Here is a 19070-nt window from a genome sequence, read left to right as displayed (position 1 = left end):
AGAACGTTCTCCTTTATTATTTCGCTTTTCATTTTATTTCATTGATTCCACACCACTGATAATCTCAATTAACTCAGTAGTGATACTCTCTTGTCTAGCTTTATTATATGCTAGTGTTAACAAATTAACTCTATCAGTTGCATTGTTAGTTGCGTTTTCCATAGCTTGCATTCTTGCACTGTGCTCAGCTGCTAATGAATCAATAAGTGAATAATACATATTGTATTCAAAATATTTTTTCATTAAAGACTCTAAGATAGTTTCATCTTCTTCAGGCTCTAGTTCCATTAATGATTCTGAATTTGATTCAAAATCAACTGGAGGACTTACCGGAACAATACTATTTATCTTTAACTCTTGTGCGATCATATTCTTATAACCATTGTGAACTAAAATAACTTTATCAGTTACTCCAGCTGTAAAATCATCAATAGCTTCAGATATAATTTCTTGAGCTTTTTCATATGTTGGTGCTGAACTTACACCTGCATATTCAGAATGAAGTTCAATGTCTTGAAATTTAAAAAAGGCCATACCTTTTTTTCCAACACCTCTCAAACGCACTTTAACTTTCTTGTCTTTATACTCTTCCATAAGTTTACTAACAGCTTTAATAGTTTGAATATTAAAACCACCACATAAACCTTTATCTGCAGTAACAAAAACAATATCTACTTTTTCAGGAGCACTAATCTCATCAAAAAAACGACTCTCAATTCCACCAATTTTATATTGGTTAATTTTATAAGCAATTTCAGACAAAACTTCATTAATTTTATCTGCGTACACTCTTGACTGTTGTGCAGCCAATTTTGCACGATTTAGTTTCGCAGTTGAAACCAATTTCATTGCTCTTGTTGTTTTCTTAGTGTTCTCAACACTCTTGATTTTTCTTTTTATCTCTTTAAGATTTGACATTGTCTAATCCTTACTTTACTGCAAACGTTGCTTTAAACTCATTCAATGCTTTAGCTAATAGATCTTCAACTTCTTTATCTAATTTTTGTTTGCTTCTAATTTGTTCAAGAATTTCAGGGTACTTAGCTTCTATAAATGGATATAACTCAGCTTCAAAACGTGTTACTTCATTTGCTTCAATATCATCAAGAAAACCTCTTGCACCAGCATAAATAATAGTAACTTGTTTTTCAACAGGAAGCGGAGAGTACTGAGCTTGTTTAAGTATTTCTACCATTCTCTCACCACGCTCAAGTTGTTTTCTACTTGATTCATCAAGATCACTTGCAAATTGTGCAAACGCTTGAAGCTCACGATATTGAGCAAGATCAAGTCTAAGTGTACCAGCAACTTGTTTTGTAGCTTTAATTTGAGCAGAACCACCAACACGAGATACTGAAAGACCAACGTTAATTGCCGGGCGAATACCTGAGTTAAATAAATCTGATTCTAAGAAAATCTGACCATCTGTAATTGAAATAACATTTGTTGGAATATACGCAGAAACGTCACCAGCTTGTGTTTCAATAATAGGAAGAGCTGTAAGTGAACCTCCACCTAACTCATCATTTACTTTTGCAGCTCTCTCAAGAAGTCTTGAGTGAAGATAGAAAACATCACCAGGATATGCTTCACGACCTGGAGGACGTCTAAGAATAAGTGACATTTCACGATATGCAACAGCATGTTTAGATAAATCATCATATACAATAAGTCCATGACGTGAATTATCTCTAAAATATTCACCCATAGCAACACCAGCATATGGTGCTAAGTATTGTAATGCAGCTGAATCAGAAGCACCAGCATTTACAATGATAGTATAATCCATTGCTCCATGCTCTTCAAGTTTTTTAACAACTTGTGCTACTGTTGATTGTTTTTGACCAATCGCAACATAAATACATACAACATCTTGACCTTTTTGGTTAATAATTGTATCGATTGCAACTGTAGTTTTACCTGTTTGTCTATCACCAATAATAAGCTCTCTTTGACCTCTACCAATTGGTACAAGTGCATCAATCGCTTTAAGACCTGTTTGAAGTGGCTCATGAACTGACTTTCTTGCCATAATTCCATGTGCTTTTTCTTCAACAAATCTACTCTCAGTTGCTTCAATTGGACCTTTTGAGTCAATTGGATCACCAAGAGAATTTACAACACGTCCTATTAGTGCATCACCAACAGGAACACGAAGTAGTCTTCCTAATCTTTTAACTGATGTTCCTTCTTTGATATCATTACTACTACCAAGTACAACAACACCAACACTTGACTCTTCTAAGTTAAGTGCCATACCTCTTTCACCATTTTCAAACTCAACCATTTCACCAGCCATTACGTTGTTTAAACCATAAACATTTGCAATACCATCTGCAGCTGAAATAACTTTACCCGTCTCTTCGACATCAACGTTGAGTTCGAAGTTATCAATGCGTTCTTTAATGATTGAACTGATCTCGTCAGCTTTCATTTTTGCTCCCACAAATTGCTCCTTACCATACTTTTTTATTAAATTTCTTATTTAACTCAGAATTTCTTCCAAGTTAATTTCATCTCATCGAAGCTAATGCTTCACAGAGAAAATCTTTCTAGATTGCTTTTAAAATGTGCTCTACCATTTGAGTTTTTAGTCTGTCTAATGAAAAACTAACTTCAACACCCAAATCGTCTAGCTGGATTTTTACCCCAGGATAATCACTTACCACATTATTTAACTTGATATTTGCACTGAATTTTTTACTAAAATTCTCTTCTAATTTAGTAATTTGCTCTTTGCCAATTTCAAAGTTACTGACTACTTCACCTTCAAAAGAATTACTTTTTAGTGAAGTTTGATATTTTAACTCTTTTGCAATTACAGGTATAAGAGCTAAACGATCATTTAGCGCTAGTAACTTTACAAGATTTAAAATTTTTCCTTCGCTTTTTTCTAACAAAGATAAAACAAATTCCTCTTTTTTCTCACTACTAAAGTCAGGAGAGAGTATTATATTGTTAAATTTTGTAGAACTAAATGCTGTCGCTAATTCGTTAATAGCATTTTCAACTGAAATGATTTCAGCATCACTACAACTTTTAATTAAAGCATTTACATATTTTTTTGCGATAATCCCTTTCATTATGCAACCTTCTTCATTACAATCTTCACAAGCTCTTCTTTATCTAAAGAAACTGAATCTTCATCAAACATCTCATCTAAAACACTAGTAACAACAGCACGAGCCATCTTACGTCTTTCAATTTCGATTTTTTCTTGAAAACCTTTTTCTAGACTTAAAAGTTCACTATTTACATCACTTGCTACTTTTTCTGAAAGAAGTTGTGCTTCTCTCTTAGAAGTTTCAATTAATGATTTAGCATTTGCTTTTGCCTCTTCGACTTTTGCTTGCGCTGCTTCTTTTGCATTCAATGATTCTTTTACTTTGACCTGTATTGAATCTAATCTATCTGCAATGCCTGCTATTCTACCTTTATATGCTATTTTAACATGATCTGCTAAAAGATAATAAAGGATAGAAGCGAATATAACAAAGTTAACAGCTCTAGGAAGAATATCAGTTCCTTCACCTTCACCGCCACCATTTGCCAACAATAGTGCTGGTGCTAATAAGAGTAATATATATCTAATTTTCATCCAAGCTCCTATATATTGCCAAGTTTTTGCTTGATGCTATCTCTAAAAAGAGGTATCTTAGCACTCAAGTTTTCTTGAAATTCTGTTTTTTCCGCATCTAAGTCTTTTAAAAACGCTGTGTACTCTTCTTCAAGTTCACTATGCTTTTGTTCAACTTTTTTTGCGGCAATCTCTCTTGCTTCACTTAAAGCTGCTTCTCTAATTTTTCCCGCTTCTGCTTTCGCGTCATGGATAATTTGATCCGCCTCTTTGTAGTAAGCCTCAACATCACTGGTATTTTTACCTGCATTTTCTAAATCGCGTTTGATAGATTCATTTCTATTGTCAATGAATTGCAAAAGCGGTTTATAAAGTATCTTATTAAGTACAATTAATAAGAAGAAAAACACAAATCCCGTTACCAGCAAAAGTATTGGGCTAATGTCCAACATGTTTTTGCTCCTTTAACTAGGTATGACTCATTAATAACCACCAATTTAGTTATATCTTATTAAGCAGACATAACTAAAATTGTGCGGATTTTAACATAATTAAGTAAAAATCTTTATTAAACTAAGAAGAATTATTTAATTTTTTCTAAAAATTGATCAATTGATTCGCTATTTTCAAATTCGATTGTGATTGAGTGCGCTTTTGTTTTAGTTTTTAATCCAAAACTATTTAAGCGTTTTTCTAAAGATGTGAACTCTAAAGTTTCTTTTATCTGTTTATTTTTTGAAATATCACTTTTTTGTTCTGTATTTTTTATTTTTTTTACAAGTTGTTCTGTTTCTCTAACACTTAGTTTTTGTCCTAAGATAGTATTTACAACAGTTTGCTCATCATTTGAATCCAATCCTACAACAACTTTAGCATGTCCTTGAGATAATTTACCTTCTACCACTAACTTTTGTGTTTTTTCAGTTAAACTCAGAAGTCTTAAAGTATTTGTTATTTGTGTACGACTTTTTTTAACAACTTCTGAAAGTCCTTCTTGAGTAATATTATACTCTTCGATTAACTCTTTATAAGCAATTGCTAATTCTATTGGATTTAAATCTTCTCTTTGAATATTTTCTATAAGAGCTAATTCTCTTAAATTTTCAGATTCGATATCTGCGACAATGGCTCTTATCGTTTCTAATCCAGCTTTTTTAGTAGCACGAAATCTTCTCTCACCAGCAAGCAACATATAATCATTGTCTTTTTCGACAACAATAATAGGTTGTAATAATCCATGTTTTTTAATAGATTCGCTAAGCTCTTTAATGGCACTTTCATTAAAATATTTTCTTGGTTGGTATGGATTTGGAGAAATTCTATTTACATCTATATCTCTTACTAAATCTTGAGCGTTATTTAAATCTTGATTATAAGCATCTTCAACATCTTCAAAAATTGCACCTAACCCTCTTCCTAAAGCTTTTTTTGCACTCACTTAATTATCTCCTTTTTATTGAACGAAGTCCAATAAAAATTCCTTTCACTAAAGCTAATGCTCTGCATAGAATTTATCATGGATTAGCTCACTAATATTGAATTTGCTAAATTTTGATATGCTTTTGAACCAGGTGATTGTACATCATATAGTATAATTGGTTTTCCAAAACTTGGAGATTCTGCAAGTTTTATATTTCTTGGAATCACTACATAATTTGATGTTTCTTCATCTACAAATAGTTTATTTTTAAAATGTTGTTTTAAATCTGCAAAAACCTGTTTTGAAAGATTGTTCTGCGTACTATACATCGTTGGTAAGAAACCTCGAATATCTAATTTTGGATTAATTGTTTTTTTAATAAGTTTTACAGTATTTAAAAGTTGTGCTAATCCCTCTAATGCAAAAAACTCACACTGAATAGGTATAATTACAGAGTTTGCAGCACTAAGCGCATTGATAGTAATGCTTCCTAATGCAGGAGGTGAATCAATGATAATATAATCATACTGATCTTTTATCTCTTCAATTTTATTTTTTAAGATAAGTTCTCTTCCTTTAGTTTTAGCATCATAAAACTCTTTTTCTACACCAACTAAACCAATATTTGATGGTGCTATATGTAAAGTAGGTAAAGATGTTTCTAAAATGACTTGTGAAAGTTTTTTTCTTCCTATTAGTACATGATAGATATTATACTCATAATCATTTCTATGAATACCTAAACCTGTAGTTGCATTTGATTGAGGATCGATATCTATCAGCAAAACTCTTTTTTCTGCCACAGCAAGTGATGCAGCAAGATTCACAGCAGTCGTTGTTTTACCAACACCACCTTTTTGATTAGCTATAGCAATAATTTCACTCATCTTAAACTGTACACCCTTTTGTTTTCTATTTCAATTGAACCATCATCTAACAACTTTGCATCAGATAATGATAATTTTTTACCTTCTAAGTGGAAGGTAAAGCCAAGACTATTTTGAAATTCTATCTTATATTTACTAAAAACATTCTTCCATGAAATTTTTTCTTTCAATTTTTTTATAAAAAGTTCTACTAATTTTTTAGGTACAATTTGTACATCTAAAGTAGCAAATTGCGCTGGTGCATGGAGGATATTGATACCAATTGAACCAATAATAGTGTCTTTTACTTTCGTAGTAATTACTCCACCTGCTTTTGTATTTTTTATATAAAAATCATTTGGCCATTTTATCCATATATCCGAGTCTAACTCGGCTAAAACCTCTTTCATGAGAAACGAAAAATAGATAGAAATTGACTCTAATTTTAAATCTTTTGGTAAATGTTCCTCTTTTACACAAAAAGAAAAATAGAGATTTCCTTCTTCCCCTTGCCAAGAATTTCCTCTACTTCCTACGCCATCACTTTGAAAGTCTACTCCAACAGCTAAAGGAGCCACTATAGATTGGTTTTTTATACTTTCTATAAGATATTTATGTGTTGAAGGTAAATGCTTAAACCACTTGATTTCCAACGTCTAACCTTTTCCCTCTTATATATTCCACTGCACTCATAGGTTTCTTAGAAGGTGCTTGAACCATCTTTAATGCCAAACTACCCTCTTTACATGTAACGGTAACATTTTCATCTATGCTTATTATCTCACCTGCATTTTTACCATTTTTTATATCAACTACTTTTATATCTTTTAATTTTAATCCCGAATCTAAAAATAGTCCTGGCCATGGATCATATGCTCTAAACTTTGTATAAATCTCACTTGCACTATTTCTTTCAAAAGATACTAAACCATCAGATTTTTTAATTTTAGCAGCGTATGAAGTATCTGCATTTTTTTGTTTGATTGGCTCAATCATTGAAAAGTTTTTTAATGTTTTTATTGTTAATTTTGCTGCCATATCTGAAAGAGTTTCAAAAAGTTTATCTACTTTCATATGCTCATCTAATTCAAGATAAGTAAATCCTAATATATCTCCAGTATCAAGCCCTTCTTCCATAAGCATAGAAGTAACCCCTGCAAATTTATCTTCATTTAACAGTGAAGATTGAATAGGACTAGCCCCACGATAAGAAGGAAGCAATGAAGCATGTAGATTGATACAAGGAGCGATGTCTAGTATACTCTTAGGTAGTATTTGACCATATGCAGCTACTACAATAAAATCTGGTTTAAAAGAGTTTATATACTCATATGCTTCTTCACTTTTTAAAGTTTTTGGTTGGTAAATTTCTATATCAACTGAATTAGTTAATGCATAATTTTTTGTATGAGGTGGCGTTAAAACTTGTTTTCTTCCTACTGGTTTGTCTGGCTGAGTAACAAGTAAAGGAACTTTTATATCTTTACATGTAAGAAGTTCTTTTAAAATCTTTGTTGCATAATCAGGTGTTCCCATAAAAACAATATTCATTAAACATCCTTACATGTAAAAAGAGTTCCACCTTTGTGAACACCCTCAAGCATATAACTTTTTATATCACTCAAATCAAATCCGCTCGACATAAACATAGCTTTTTTTCTCTTTAAAAGAAAATCTGCAGCTTTTAGTTTAGTAACTATTCCACCTGTCGCAAACTCTGTATTTGGATTACAAGGCATAGTCAATTCTGCTTCATCAATACTATTTACGATTTTATTCATAATGGCATCTTCATATTTGTTTGGATCTTTGTCATAGTAACCATCAATATCTGAAAGGATAATCAATAAATCTGCATCGAAATAATAGGCAACATGAGCAGAAAGCTGGTCATTATCACCAAATACTATCTCTTCTGTTGCTGTTGCGTCATTTTCATTGACAATAGGTAAAACATCATGTTTAATCAAAGTATCAATAGCACATTTTGCATGAGCTGTTCTTTTACGTGAATCAAAATCATCAGCTGTTAAAAGTATCTGTGCGCCCATTTTATCAAATTTAGCTAATTTTCTATTATATATTTCTATGAGATGAGGCTGTCCAACGGCAGCTATTGCTTGTCTATTGGGAAGTGATTTCTTATCTAGTTTTAGTTTAGAATATCCAGCTGCAATCGCAGCAGATGATACCAATATAACTTCATGTTTTTCCATAAGTTCAACTAAAAATTCTACAAGGTTTAACATTCTCGTTTTTTCTAAACGATTTTGCTCACTTAAAACGTGTGTCCCAACTTTAACAACTACGCGCATTTCATTCTCCTTTTTTAAGAACTAAATTCCTAAAAATTTCCTTTATTAATCTATTATTTCTTCTTTTACTTTTCTTGTTTCATTTACAGCACCTAAAAGTGCATATTTTATAGCTTCTAAATTTTTTCTTGATATTGATGAAATTGGCATTACAAAATATGGTTTTGAACTATCATAACCTTCAAATCCATTCACATCTTGACAAAATGCTGGGATACTCTCTTCAAAACCAAAATGCTTTCCATTTTTGTTTGGTTCTAAACCTAACATTTCAATAAAACCTTTGCTCTTCTCTACTACTTCTTCATCACTTATCGCATCACTTCTTGTTAAAGCGATTGCATAATGTCTATCAGCTAAATTTTGAGAAAAGTTTTTTAACTCTTCTGCTAATGTTTTAAACTGATCTTCAAGTTCTCTATAGTTTGCAATATCAACCATAAATAATAAAAATTTTGTTCTTTCGATATGTTTTAAGAAGTCTAATCCAAGACCTCTTCCATCACTAGCACCTTCAATAATCCCAGGGATATCAGCCATAACATATGATTGATAATTATCAGTTTCAACAACACCAAGTTTAGGAGTCAATGTTGTAAATTCATAGTTTGCAATTTCAGGTTCCGCATTGGATAAAACAGAAATAAGCGTTGATTTACCAACATTTGGAAAACCTACTAGTCCAACATCTGCTATAAGTTTTAATTCTAACCTTACAGATTTAGTTTCACCATTGATACCTGGTTGTGCGTAACTTGGTCTTTGATTTGTTGGCCCTTTAAAATGGACATTTCCTAGTCCACCTTTTCCACCTTCAATAAACATTGTTTTTTGACCGTCAGTAATCAAATCAAGTAAAATATCCCCTGTTTGGGTATCAACTACTTGAGTTCCTGGAGGAACTATAACTTCTAGTGATTCACCATACTTACCATAACATTTACGTGCCATTCCTGGTTGTCCATTTTTAGCTTTTAAATGCTGTGATCCGCGAAAATGAGAAAGAGTATGAGTGTTTTTGTCTACTTTAAAAAAAACATTTCCACCTTTTCCGCCATCACCACCATCTGGTCCACCTTTAATAACATGTTTTTCACGTCTAAAAGATACACAACCTGCACCACCATTTCCAGAACTAAGTGTTAATTGTACATTATCTACGAACATTTGATTTCTCCTTTTAGAGCTTTTTACTCTAAAAATCCCTATTATTTTATCTCTCTTTAAAGAAATAAATTCCTTTAAAATTTACATTACCAAAACGCATAGTTTGACAAAAAACTTTTTTATTTTATTAATAGGAAAATTATTTTTATTTTTAAATCTATCTATAATCTTTACATGTAAGGATTGTAGATAGATTTGAGGGGGAAAGACGAGTCTAAAACTCGTCTTTTAAATTATGATGCGGGGATTACAGAAACTTTGTTTCTATGTTTGTCTTTACGTCCAAACTGAACATATCCATCAACAAGAGCAAAAATTGTATGGTCTGTTCCCATACCAACATTATCACCAGGGTGAGTTTTTGTTCCACGTTGACGAATTATAATATTACCAGCAACTACAAATTCACCACCATATTTTTTAACACCTAGTCTACGACCAGCTGAATCTCTATTATTCTGGGTACTACCTTGACCTTTCTTATGTGCCATTAGTTTTTCCTTTTCTTAGTGTCTTAATGGGATTAAGCAGTTATGCTTAAAACTTTAACTTTTGTGAACTGTCTTCTGAAACCACGTTTAAGTTTTGAATCTTTTCTTCTACGCTTTTTAAAGATAATTACTTTCGCATCTTTACCTTCAGTGATAACTTCTAATTCCACTTTTGCACCATCCACGAATGGAGCTCCCACTTTAAGTTCGCCGTTATTTACAGCTAAAACTTCAGTCACCTCGATTTTCTCTTTTGGCTGAGCGTCAAGACGATCAAGATTTATAAAATCTCCCTCTTGAACTTTATACTGCTTCCCGCCATTTTTAATGATTGCATACATTAGTATGTCCTTTTGAAGAGTTTTTTAATTAAGATGAGGATTTTACCAAAAGTTTCATTAAGGTAAGATTAAAGTTTTATATGAAATACTCTTGTCTTTTAAAAAATAATTTACATAATTATGATTTTTTAGTACAATACACAATCAATAAAATTAAGGTTTCTCATTGAAAATTATACATATATTTCTCATAATTCTAGTTGGAATTATCTTTAGTGCATGTTCTGAAAAACAGAGTATTATAGCAAAAAAAACACTTAAACCAGCAATAGTAGAAAAAAAAGTTGACAACTATAAAAAAGCTTTAAGTTATGAAAATAAAGATGGTTCCATAAAAAGTGAAAACTACAAAAAATATTTAGACAAAGCAATCAAAGAAAAAAATCCAAAAGCATATGTAAAAGCTTTTGAAAACTATAAAAATCCTATAGGTAAAAAAACAATTACTCATGGAAAACCTCAAATACTAATCAAACCAAATATTCAAAAAGCTACACATTTTGCACTTTTGGCTATTGAGAATAAAAAGAGTAAAGAGATTGCATGTGAAACTATCAAAAAAGCTGGTAATCAAAATATGTTTGATGCTAACCAATCATACGAAATTTATTTGGCCAATAAAGCTCAAGGTTGTACCAATATAAACGATAAAGATTTTGATTTTAAATTTACTCCAGCCGCTATTTTTATAAATAAAACCAAAAATAACTCTCTTTATAAAGAACAAAGAACAAAAATATTAAATGAACTAATCAACGAGTATTCAAAACAAGCAATCAATGGAACGCTAGATACAAAATATACAAAATATGATGATAGATGGGTTCTACTTTCCACTATGGCAACAAACTTAGCAATGATAAAATATGAAAATGGAGACAAAGAATCAGCTGGTTCGTATTTGGGTATTGCCAAAAAAATTATAGAAGCAACTCCTTTAAATAAAAATAGATATTATAAGTTTGATACAAAAACTAAAAGTCACAAAAAATTCTATCATGCACAACAAAGGGATAAAATCATAAAAGCAGGTTCAGACCAAATTTTGAAAACCCTTTTAAAGATCATATGAGAAACTACACTCTTATCCACACAGCACTCTTTGCAGAAGCAAAGCCCATCATAGAGTGCTTTAAACTCCAATGCTTACAAACTAAACCTTACCGTATATATTTAAAAAATGATATAGTTTTAGTTGTATCAGGTATGGGAAAAGAAAAAACTTCCTTACATGTAAAAGATATTTTTGAAAAGTATACTATAAAAAAAGCTATCAACATAGGCATTGCAGGATGTAAAGATGAGTCAATAGATATAGGCTCTCTTGTCTGCACAACTCACAAGTTTGAAAATATACTCTTTGAGAGTTTAAGCTGTGTTGATACACCTTGTGAAGACAGGGAAAAACTTTTCACAACTTTAGTAGATATGGAGTCTGAGCCTTTCTTACATGTAAGCAAAAAGTTCTTACATGTAAAGGATATATACATCTTCAAAATAGTCTCCGACCACTTAAGTGCTACTATCCCAAAAAAACAGTTTGTTTGGGAAATCATGGAAAAAAATTTAGAAAGTATCAAAACAACGATTAAGTTCTAAAAATATCTATGCTACTTCCTTTAAATTTATGTATAACGTTTGTCGTTAGCAATAACTTTTCCGTAGGGTAAATTATCGCGTCTCCTCGTATTTGTTATACATTTACCATTATCCAACTTTGAAATCTACTGAGTTGTTATTAAATAGTATTCCAAAACGTTTTGTAGATTTATTCCAGCCTAAGGTATAAGACTCTAACATTCTTTTTAATTCTTTTCTAGTTGAAGTATCTAAACTTATTAAAACGTACATCATAAATAATTGAGCATCTTCTATTTCTTTTATTGCAATATTTGAGTTTTCAGTTGCTAGAGAAAGATTCAATATATCTTCTTGAAAACTAGAGAACTTTTTAAATAATGGCATATTTTTAATAAAACCTATTTCTCCATATTTTAAACTTTTAATATTAAAATTACCATGCAGTAAATCATTTCTTTTATTAAATATTGTATGGATAGATTTACATATCTCATCTTCCCAATCAATAGAATAAATAAATCCAATACATTTTTCGTGAAGTTTTTGTATTTTAATATGAATTTGTTCTCTTGTATATTCCTCAAATTTCTCTCTATCATCTTTTATCTCTTGTTTTGCAAGAAATTGAATTGTAAAATTTAAAAAAGTCTCAATATAAACAGGAACTAAGCATTTAAGAGCATAACTTTTTGCAGATAATTCTTCTGTTAATTGAGCCCATTTTGAAAATTCTTCCAAAGACAATTCTATACCATCAACATGAGAATGTTTAAAATCCGGTATTTTATTTACTAAATTTTCAATTTCATCTATAAAAATATTGATTTGTTTTTGTATTTTTGCAAAAGGATTGACTATCATTTCCCAATTTTCAATTATTCTACGCGCTTCCATAACTTCAACTTTATAATTTTGAATATCTTTTATTAATTGTCTTAGAAATGATATACATTCTTCTTTAGATGTCATTAAGTTAGTAGGCATAAAAACTTCTATCCTATATGTCGTACACATTATTTGAATAATACTATCGTTATATTCAAAAGTATAATGCCAGTGAAACATTTGGTCGCTATCTTCTTCTCTAAATAGAGATAACAATCCATTGGGTTTTCCAAAACGAGCAAAGAGATATAAATACAAATTGTAAGCATTTATTTCTTTACTTATTTTATAATTTTCAAAATTATCTTTTTTTGCTTTTGAAGATTTGATTAACTCAATATTATCTTCAATGCTTGGTGCTTTTATTTTTTTAATAATTTCTGTAAAGTTTTTCAAATTTTTTCTTTGTATGTAACTATTCATTAACCAAATATTATAACACAAATAAATCTTTTTTTAACAATTAACTCATATAAAAAGCATTATTTTTATTTAGCTTTATATAGATTTTTTAAAACTGATTTTAAAACATAAAAAAGTTAAAGAAGCATTAATACAATGTTCAATAAAATACAAAACTATCTACATGTAACAAAAGAGGATAACAAAGTTTGTATGGAAAATTATAAAGAAAAATTTGAACAGCATAAAAAAAATTGTAACTTTGAAAATTTAGATGAAAAAAACCAAAAGTTTTTAGAAGAAAAAGCGTATCAGTATAGACTCTCTTTTCAAGATTTAAAACAGTTTGTTGATATAGCGATTGATTTAAGTATGTGGGAAGAAGCACCTTTACATGTAAGCTGGGAAGATTTTGAAAACAAGAAAAAAACTCTTTTACATGTAAAAAATTTATACAAACAAATACAAGAGAAACCAAAGTCATATAAGAACTTCAATGTGGATTCCAATAAAAGGGATAAATTTAGTTTTTTTGAGTACCAAAAAGAGGAACTCTCACTTGGGTCTTGTCCTGTTGCAAGTCCGAAAACTCGATGTTGTAATCTTATGACGCTTGATGCGGTTGAGAGTTGTGGGTTTGACTGCTCTTACTGTTCTATCCAATCTTTTTATAATGAAAACAAAATAGGTTTTGATAAAAACTTTGCTGAGAAACTCAAAAACTTAAAACTTGACCCAAATAAAACCTTCCATATAGGAACAGGACAGAGTTCAGACTCTCTTATGTGGGGAAATAAACACGGAATTTTAGAAGCTCTTTTTGAGTTTGCAAAAGCCAATCCAAATGTCATCTTAGAGTTAAAAACCAAATCAGACAACATATCATATCTTATTGAAAATGAAGTTCCAAAAAATATACTTTGTACTTGGAGTATCAATACTCCAACTATTATAAAAAATGAAGAACATTTAAGCGCAACGCTAGAACAAAGGATAGGATGTGCAAGAACTTTAGCAGACAAAGGTGTACTAGTAGGTTTTCACTTTCATCCAATCGTAGTGTATGAGAACTACCTCAATGAATATGCAGAAGTTATAAATACACTTACAAAAACATTTACTCCAAGTGAAGTTGTTTTAGTATCTTTAGGGACTTTGACATTCATAAAACCTGTTATTAAAAAACTAAGAAGCCGTGACTTTAAAAGTAAGATTTTACAAATGCCTTTAGTAGATGCCAGTGGAAAACAGTCTTATCCTTTACATGTAAAGGAAGAGATGTTTAAAGGTGTTTATAAAGCATTTGCTCCTTGGCACGATAAAGTTTACTTTTACATGTGTATGGAAGATGAGAGTTTATGGAAAAAAGTTTTTGGCTACGAATATGCTCATAATGATGAAATGGAACGAAGTATGATAAGTTCTTATATGAAAAAAATCCAAACAAATTAAATAGAACAAAATCAATAAGATAGTTAAAAAGAAGACAGCATTTGACTGTCTCCTCATTTTTATATAGACAAAAAACGAACTCAAAGAGTGCTATTAAATAAGTGTATTTTTCATCTATTCACATAATATGTTTTCCAGAATCCACCTCCTTATCATAAAATAAAAAAGCAAATACTTTAGTCATATAGACTAAAGATAAATGAATTATAAGCGTTTTTTTCTTAGAAATCAATAAATAATTCTAATTTATTAGCAGTATATATTGACAAGTGCTAAAAAATTTGTTAAAATTTTAGAAAAGTTGATAGTTATAGAGTCAACTTTAAAACTTATTAAATAAAGGAGATAAAATGTTATTAACTAAATTTGATCCATTTAAAGAGTTTGCAAATATGCAAAGAAGTTTTTTAGATACAAGAAGGGATGATAATGAAATGTCTATAAATGCATTTGTTCCTAAAGTTAATACAAGAGAACTAGATGATGCTTATTATATAGATGTTGATTTACCTGGTATTAAAAAGGAGGATATAGATATTGACATTCATGATGGTATGCTTACTATTAAGGGTGAGAGAAACTTTAAGGACGAAATTAAAGAAGAAGACTACTACAAAGTAGAAACATCTTTCGGAAAATTTCAAAGAGCATTTTCAGTTCCTGATAATATAGATACTGAAAATATCTCTGCGAGTTATGAAAATGGTGTCTTAGAAGTAACAGTCCCTAAACTAGCTAAAGATATTAATAGAAAAAAAATATCTATCAAATAATAGCTCCAAGCCTTTATTGGCTTGGCTATGTATATTGATTGTCAAATATATAAGCTCACTACAATATATTTAGCCTAATACTATTTACCTAATATTCTTTTTTAAAGTTTTATACAAAACATATGACAACATACTTGTAAATATCAAGATAAATATAACAGCATATGTCCCACCTTCAGCTTTTGTAAACGGTAAAGATGTAGTATTCATCCCAAAAAATCCTACGAGTAAATTTAATGGTAAAAAAATTCCAGATAGTACGGTGAGGATAAAAACTGTTTTATTCATTTTTTCATTATTTGTACTTACATAAAAATTATATAAAGCATCCAATTTTTCTAAAGCATGGATAGTCGTTCTATTGGTTCTTTCAAGATGTTCAAACAAATCTTCAAAGTGTATTTCTAATTCACTTTGCTCTTTTTTATAATTTAAAATAAATTTTTTATATTCTAAAATAACTTTATTTAGCAGTCTATTGATTCTTAATAAATCATTTTTTTTAGAAAACCATTGTTGGTTAAAATCTTTAATATCTTTGCTATCATAAAAATCATCTTCCATATTTTCTATTGCTTGATAGATATTAGAAGTAATCTCCATTGTAATATTTATCTTGTCATTTAAATCTTCATACAGACCTTGCATATTTGACAAATCTATAAATTTCTTTGTTTTTTTATCATAAAAATAGCAAATATCCTCTTTAAAAACATAAGAGTAACTTTGGGATATTAAATTTGTATTTTCTAAAGAAGGTAATCTTACGATAAAAAGATCATAATTTTCATTGCTTTTAAACATTGAAGGATGTAAACTATTTTCAATATCTACAACATGAAAATCATTTATATCAAACATCTAAATCCTTTTTTGTTTCTATTTTTTTATGTAACTTAATAACAGGTTTTTGCATAAAAAGATTATTAGGATATATAACTATGTTGTTATCTTTATCTATGATTCTTATGTGGAACAATTCTATTTCTACAATTTTACCTTCTATAGAATTATCTCCATCAACAATTCTTATATAATCACCTACACGTGAAGGAAAAGAAAAAAAGATAATAATACTTGATGTTAAATTACTCAAAATTGACCATTGAGCAAAAAGAGCAACACCAATAACAGCAAAAATAGACGAAGCAAAAACCATCACCCCATCGAAACTTACACTCCAAATAAGAGCAAGAACAAACACTGAAATCATAACTATAAAAATACTTATGCTTTTAGATACGTAGTAAATTCTTTTTTGGGATACTCTTTTTGAATTTCCTATTTTCTTTAAAAAATATTTTGAACCATTTAAGCTTATAAAAGTACTTATTATCAAGACTAACGTTAAAATTATATTTTGATCTAGCAATATTTTTCCTTCTTATTCTATTGTTTTTTCATCTTGAAGTTCATCAAACTCACTTTGTTCAATTACATCTTCATGAAAATATCCAATTTTTCCTTCAGCATTTTCCAAATCATTAAATTTTGCAATATGAAAAATAGCATCTCCCTCTTGTGCCAGAGGAATTTCTGATTTTCCAATGATAACACCATCAAAAGGAGACTTTAACTCAAAAGTAGTATCACTATGTGCTTCATCTATATAAGCTATAACCTCATCTTCTTGCACAGTATCACCAAGAGCTTTGATAGTTCTTATAACACCACTTTCTACAGCCCGTATCCATTGACTATTGCTTGTTATAAGAGGGATTCTTTTACTTTTTTTAAAAACCTTTGGAAGCATGTTATATTCTCTAAGAACATTCACTATCCCATTAACCCCTATTCTAATACTTTTTTCATCAAATCTTAAAGCTTCTCCTGCTTCATATAAGATTATGGGTATCCCTTTTTCATCACAAAGTGCACGCAATGAACCTTGTAAAAGTTCTGAGTGCAAAATAATAGGAGCTTCAAAAACCTTTGCCATTTTTAAAGTAACTTTATTATTTAAATTTGTTCTAATTTGAGGAAAATTTGACCTGTGAATAGCAGCAGTATGTAAATCTATACCAAAGTCACATTTACTCACAATCTCATCAAAAAATATTTTGGCTACCCTACTTGCAAGTGAACCTCGTGTGCTTCCAGGAAAACATCTATTTAAATCTCTTCTATCAGGGAAGTATCTTGATAAAGTAAGTATGCCATAAACATTGATAACGGGAACCAAGATAATAGTTCCCTTTAGACGCTTAAGAATACTTAGCTTTTTAAATCTTCTGATAATCTCAATCCCATTTAATTCATCACCATGGATAGTAGCACTTACAAAAACTGTTGGACCATCTTTTTTTCCTCTTAAAACTTTTATTGGTAGTTTTGTAGGGGTGTTATAAAGATTTGGTAAATCTAGTTCTATAGTATTACTTGTCCCTCTTTTAATTTCATATTTTCCTATAGTTAATATGTCATTGCTCAAAACTATGCTCCAATATTATCTCTTTTTCTTCGAATTTTTTTAGAAACTGTATCACTCATAGGAATTACATTTTTTTCTATATAATTCATGATTTCTCCAGCAATATCAATTCCAGTAGATTTTTCTATACCTTCTAATCCAGGGGATGAATTTACTTCCATAACAAGTGGTCCACGAGCAGAAGGGATCATATCAACACCACACACTCCTAAGCCCATAGCTTTTGCTGCTCCAAGTGCCGTAGATTTCTCTTTTCTTGTAAGTTTGTGTGCTTTTGCACTTCCGCCTTGGTGTAAATTAGACCTAAAATCGCCCTCAGCACCTTGTCTTCTCATAGCTCCTACTACTTTCCCACCTACTACAAAAGCTCTTATATCTGCTCCACCTGCTTCTTCAATAAACTCTTGAACAAGTAAACTTACATCCATGCCATAAAAAGCACCAAGAACTGATTTTGCAGCTTTTTCACTATCTACCAAAACAACACCAACACCTTGTGTTCCTTCTAAAATTTTCAGAACAAGTGGCGCACCACCACTTAAAGCAATAACGTCTTTTGCATTTGATTTATTTGAAGCAAAAACCGTTTTTGGCATATCAACATCATTTTTAGAAAGGATTTGTAAACTTCTTAGTTTATCTCTACTTCTTGCAATTGCTAAATTTCCAGATGTACTAAATACATCCATCATTTCAAAATGTCTTACCATAGCAGTCCCATAAAATGTTCTACTTGCTCCTATTCTTGGGATAATTGCATCAGGTACAGGTAAAACTTTTCCAAGATAATTAATGACTAATTCACCCTTCATAATCTCAATAGTACATTTCAAATAATCAATAACTTCTACTTCCCAGTTTCTTTCTTGTGCAGCTTCAACCAATCTTTTAGTTGAATACAATGTCTCATTTCTTGATAATATATATACTCTCATATTAATTCCTTGTTTGTTTTGACAAATATTTTTTTGAAACATCCACTAAAAAATTATTTTGTAAAAATTTTCTTCCTATTAGCATAGGATATTTCATATTTGTTCTATCTGTAAGTGAAACGACAGCTTCATACTCTTTTCCAAAAAAAGAGACTTTTACTTTTACTGAGGGCCTATGTTCTACTTCACCGTTTGAACTTTTTACCTTTTTTATCTTATATATTGGTAACTTCATTTTTTTATCATAATATGAAGGATGAACATCATCTAAAAGTTGAAAATGCACATAATTTTCATCATCTACAAATATATTATCACAATGAAGAGCATTTGAATCTGCTCCTGTGTCAATTTTTGCATCAAGATCATATAGTTCTAAATCCAAGATTGAAATACACTCTATATTTCCAACCAAAATTTTATTTTTCATCATT

23 protein-coding genes are annotated in these 19070 nt (G+C 30.2%); 4 read left to right on the top strand and 19 right to left on the bottom strand.

What is annotated here, in order from left to right:
• Positions 1-33: 33 nt before the first annotated feature.
• The 13 genes from atpG to rplU all read right to left on the bottom strand — a co-directional run bounded on the left by atpG (position 34) and on the right by rplU (position 10177).
• Positions 34-918, bottom strand: coding sequence for an ATP synthase F1 subunit gamma (atpG, locus tag K354_RS0102070; RefSeq protein ID WP_024953854.1), 885 nt, complete (start codon positions 916-918; stop codon positions 34-36).
• 10 nt (positions 919-928) lie between these two features.
• Positions 929-2446, bottom strand: a complete 1518-nt coding sequence (gene atpA / locus K354_RS0102065) for a F0F1 ATP synthase subunit alpha (protein WP_024953853.1) — start codon at positions 2444-2446, stop codon at positions 929-931.
• Between the two features lie 106 nt (positions 2447-2552).
• Positions 2553-3083, bottom strand: coding sequence for a F0F1 ATP synthase subunit delta (locus K354_RS0102060; RefSeq protein WP_024953852.1), 531 nt, complete (start codon positions 3081-3083; stop codon positions 2553-2555).
• Positions 3083-3598, bottom strand: coding sequence for a F0F1 ATP synthase subunit B (locus K354_RS0102055; protein WP_024953851.1), 516 nt, complete (start codon positions 3596-3598; stop codon positions 3083-3085). The genes K354_RS0102060 and K354_RS0102055 overlap by 1 nt, the downstream gene beginning before the upstream one ends.
• 8 nt (positions 3599-3606) lie before the next feature.
• Complete coding sequence (locus tag K354_RS0102050; RefSeq protein ID WP_024953850.1) at positions 3607-4029, bottom strand: FoF1 ATP synthase subunit B'; 423 nt, start codon at positions 4027-4029, stop codon at positions 3607-3609.
• Between the two features lie 131 nt (positions 4030-4160).
• Positions 4161-5015: a ParB/RepB/Spo0J family partition protein gene (locus K354_RS0102045; RefSeq protein ID WP_024953849.1), complete on the bottom strand. Its 855-nt coding sequence runs from the start codon at positions 5013-5015 to the stop codon at positions 4161-4163.
• Between the two features lie 83 nt (positions 5016-5098).
• Positions 5099-5884: a ParA family protein gene (locus K354_RS0102040; protein WP_024953848.1), complete on the bottom strand. Its 786-nt coding sequence runs from the start codon at positions 5882-5884 to the stop codon at positions 5099-5101.
• Positions 5881-6516 (bottom strand): biotin--[acetyl-CoA-carboxylase] ligase, encoded by a 636-nt coding sequence (locus tag K354_RS0102035; protein WP_024953847.1) that lies wholly within the window; start codon positions 6514-6516, stop codon positions 5881-5883. The genes K354_RS0102040 and K354_RS0102035 overlap by 4 nt, the downstream gene beginning before the upstream one ends.
• Positions 6497-7414 carry a methionyl-tRNA formyltransferase gene (gene fmt / locus K354_RS0102030; protein ID WP_024953846.1) on the bottom strand — a complete coding sequence of 306 codons (918 nt, stop codon included), beginning with the start codon at positions 7412-7414 and terminating at the stop codon, positions 6497-6499. The genes K354_RS0102035 and fmt overlap by 20 nt, the downstream gene beginning before the upstream one ends.
• Positions 7414-8178, bottom strand: a complete 765-nt coding sequence (proB, locus tag K354_RS0102025) for a glutamate 5-kinase (RefSeq protein WP_024953845.1) — start codon at positions 8176-8178, stop codon at positions 7414-7416. Before proB ends, fmt begins: the two co-directional genes overlap by 1 nt.
• Positions 8179-8223: 45 nt before the next feature.
• Positions 8224-9345: a GTPase ObgE gene (obgE, locus tag K354_RS0102020; RefSeq protein ID WP_024953844.1), complete on the bottom strand. Its 1122-nt coding sequence runs from the start codon at positions 9343-9345 to the stop codon at positions 8224-8226.
• A 233-nt stretch (positions 9346-9578) separates the two neighbouring features.
• Complete coding sequence (gene rpmA / locus K354_RS0102015; RefSeq protein ID WP_024953843.1) at positions 9579-9836, bottom strand: 50S ribosomal protein L27; 258 nt, start codon at positions 9834-9836, stop codon at positions 9579-9581.
• Between the two features lie 32 nt (positions 9837-9868).
• Complete coding sequence (gene rplU, locus K354_RS0102010) at positions 9869-10177, bottom strand: 50S ribosomal protein L21 (protein ID WP_024953842.1); 309 nt, start codon at positions 10175-10177, stop codon at positions 9869-9871.
• A gap of 166 nt (positions 10178-10343) precedes the next feature.
• On the opposite strand from rplU, the gene K354_RS0102005 reads away from it, so the two are divergent.
• Both K354_RS0102005 and K354_RS0102000 read left to right on the top strand, forming a co-directional pair.
• Entirely contained in the window at positions 10344-11249 is a 906-nt protein-coding gene (locus K354_RS0102005; protein WP_024953841.1) for a hypothetical protein, read from the top strand.
• The gene (locus tag K354_RS0102000; RefSeq protein ID WP_024953840.1) at positions 11246-11776 is read left to right on the top strand and encodes a phosphorylase family protein; all 531 of its coding nucleotides are present in this window, start codon (positions 11246-11248) and stop codon (positions 11774-11776) included. The genes K354_RS0102005 and K354_RS0102000 overlap by 4 nt, the downstream gene beginning before the upstream one ends.
• Before the next feature lie 108 nt (positions 11777-11884).
• Here K354_RS0102000 and K354_RS0101995 read toward each other — a convergent pair whose 3' ends face one another.
• A complete protein-coding gene (locus K354_RS0101995) occupies positions 11885-13039 on the bottom strand; it encodes a hypothetical protein (RefSeq protein ID WP_024953839.1) in 1155 nt (384 codons plus the stop codon).
• Positions 13040-13201: 162 nt separating this feature from the next.
• Here K354_RS0101995 and K354_RS13780 point away from each other — a divergent pair, with 162 nt between their 5' ends.
• Together K354_RS13780 and K354_RS0101985 are read left to right on the top strand one after the other, a co-directional pair.
• The gene (locus K354_RS13780; RefSeq protein WP_245600552.1) at positions 13202-14497 is read left to right on the top strand and encodes an SPL family radical SAM protein; all 1296 of its coding nucleotides are present in this window, start codon (positions 13202-13204) and stop codon (positions 14495-14497) included.
• 350 nt (positions 14498-14847) lie between these two features.
• The gene (locus tag K354_RS0101985; protein WP_024953838.1) at positions 14848-15270 is read left to right on the top strand and encodes an Hsp20/alpha crystallin family protein; all 423 of its coding nucleotides are present in this window, start codon (positions 14848-14850) and stop codon (positions 15268-15270) included.
• Between the two features lie 84 nt (positions 15271-15354).
• Here the strand turns inward: K354_RS0101985 and K354_RS0101980 are convergent, their stop codons facing one another.
• The 5 genes from K354_RS0101980 to K354_RS0101960 are packed head-to-tail and all read right to left on the bottom strand — an operon-like array spanning position 15355 to position 19066.
• Complete coding sequence (locus K354_RS0101980; RefSeq protein ID WP_024953837.1) at positions 15355-16131, bottom strand: CorA family divalent cation transporter; 777 nt, start codon at positions 16129-16131, stop codon at positions 15355-15357.
• Positions 16124-16642, bottom strand: coding sequence for a mechanosensitive ion channel domain-containing protein (locus K354_RS0101975; protein WP_024953836.1), 519 nt, complete (start codon positions 16640-16642; stop codon positions 16124-16126). The genes K354_RS0101980 and K354_RS0101975 overlap by 8 nt, the downstream gene beginning before the upstream one ends.
• A 12-nt stretch (positions 16643-16654) precedes the next feature.
• On the bottom strand, positions 16655-17701 hold the full coding sequence (locus tag K354_RS0101970) for a succinylglutamate desuccinylase/aspartoacylase family protein (protein WP_024953835.1): 1047 nt from the start codon (positions 17699-17701) through the stop codon (positions 16655-16657).
• Positions 17702-17703: 2 nt separating this feature from the next.
• Complete coding sequence (rimK, locus tag K354_RS0101965) at positions 17704-18636, bottom strand: 30S ribosomal protein S6--L-glutamate ligase (protein WP_024953834.1); 933 nt, start codon at positions 18634-18636, stop codon at positions 17704-17706.
• A gap of 1 nt (position 18637) precedes the next feature.
• Positions 18638-19066, bottom strand: coding sequence for an ATP-dependent zinc protease family protein (locus K354_RS0101960; RefSeq protein ID WP_024953833.1), 429 nt, complete (start codon positions 19064-19066; stop codon positions 18638-18640).
• Positions 19067-19070: the final 4 nt, after the last annotated feature.

Origin of the sequence: Sulfurospirillum arcachonense DSM 9755, from assembly GCF_000597725.1 — a bacterium.
Classification (GTDB): Bacteria; Campylobacterota; Campylobacteria; order Campylobacterales; family Sulfurospirillaceae; genus Sulfurospirillum_A; species Sulfurospirillum_A arcachonense.
This window is presented reverse-complemented; position numbering and strand designations above follow the sequence as displayed.

Bases quoted from the DNA above. Each gene is read 5' to 3' on its own strand.
- rplU (WP_024953842.1), bottom strand. From the start codon at position 10,177: ATGTATGCAATCATTAAAAATGGCGGGAAGCAGTATAAAGTTCAAGAG.
- rimK (WP_024953834.1), bottom strand. From the start codon at position 18,636: ATGAGAGTATATATATTATCAAGAAATGAGACATTGTATTCAACTAAA.
- K354_RS0102060 (WP_024953852.1), bottom strand. From the start codon at position 3,083: ATGAAAGGGATTATCGCAAAAAAATATGTAAATGCTTTAATTAAAAGT.
- K354_RS0101960 (WP_024953833.1), bottom strand. From the start codon at position 19,066: ATGAAAAATAAAATTTTGGTTGGAAATATAGAGTGTATTTCAATCTTG.
- atpG (WP_024953854.1), bottom strand. From the start codon at position 918: ATGTCAAATCTTAAAGAGATAAAAAGAAAAATCAAGAGTGTTGAGAAC.
- K354_RS13780 (WP_245600552.1), top strand. From the start codon at position 13,202: ATGTTCAATAAAATACAAAACTATCTACATGTAACAAAAGAGGATAAC.
- proB (WP_024953845.1), bottom strand. From the start codon at position 8,178: ATGCGCGTAGTTGTTAAAGTTGGGACACACGTTTTAAGTGAGCAAAAT.
- K354_RS0101985 (WP_024953838.1), top strand. From the start codon at position 14,848: ATGTTATTAACTAAATTTGATCCATTTAAAGAGTTTGCAAATATGCAA.
- rpmA (WP_024953843.1), bottom strand. From the start codon at position 9,836: ATGGCACATAAGAAAGGTCAAGGTAGTACCCAGAATAATAGAGATTCA.
- K354_RS0102055 (WP_024953851.1), bottom strand. From the start codon at position 3,598: ATGAAAATTAGATATATATTACTCTTATTAGCACCAGCACTATTGTTG.
- fmt (WP_024953846.1), bottom strand. From the start codon at position 7,414: ATGAATATTGTTTTTATGGGAACACCTGATTATGCAACAAAGATTTTA.
- K354_RS0102040 (WP_024953848.1), bottom strand. From the start codon at position 5,884: ATGAGTGAAATTATTGCTATAGCTAATCAAAAAGGTGGTGTTGGTAAA.
- K354_RS0101980 (WP_024953837.1), bottom strand. From the start codon at position 16,131: ATGTTTGATATAAATGATTTTCATGTTGTAGATATTGAAAATAGTTTA.
- obgE (WP_024953844.1), bottom strand. From the start codon at position 9,345: ATGTTCGTAGATAATGTACAATTAACACTTAGTTCTGGAAATGGTGGT.
- K354_RS0102000 (WP_024953840.1), top strand. From the start codon at position 11,246: ATGAGAAACTACACTCTTATCCACACAGCACTCTTTGCAGAAGCAAAG.
- K354_RS0102050 (WP_024953850.1), bottom strand. From the start codon at position 4,029: ATGTTGGACATTAGCCCAATACTTTTGCTGGTAACGGGATTTGTGTTT.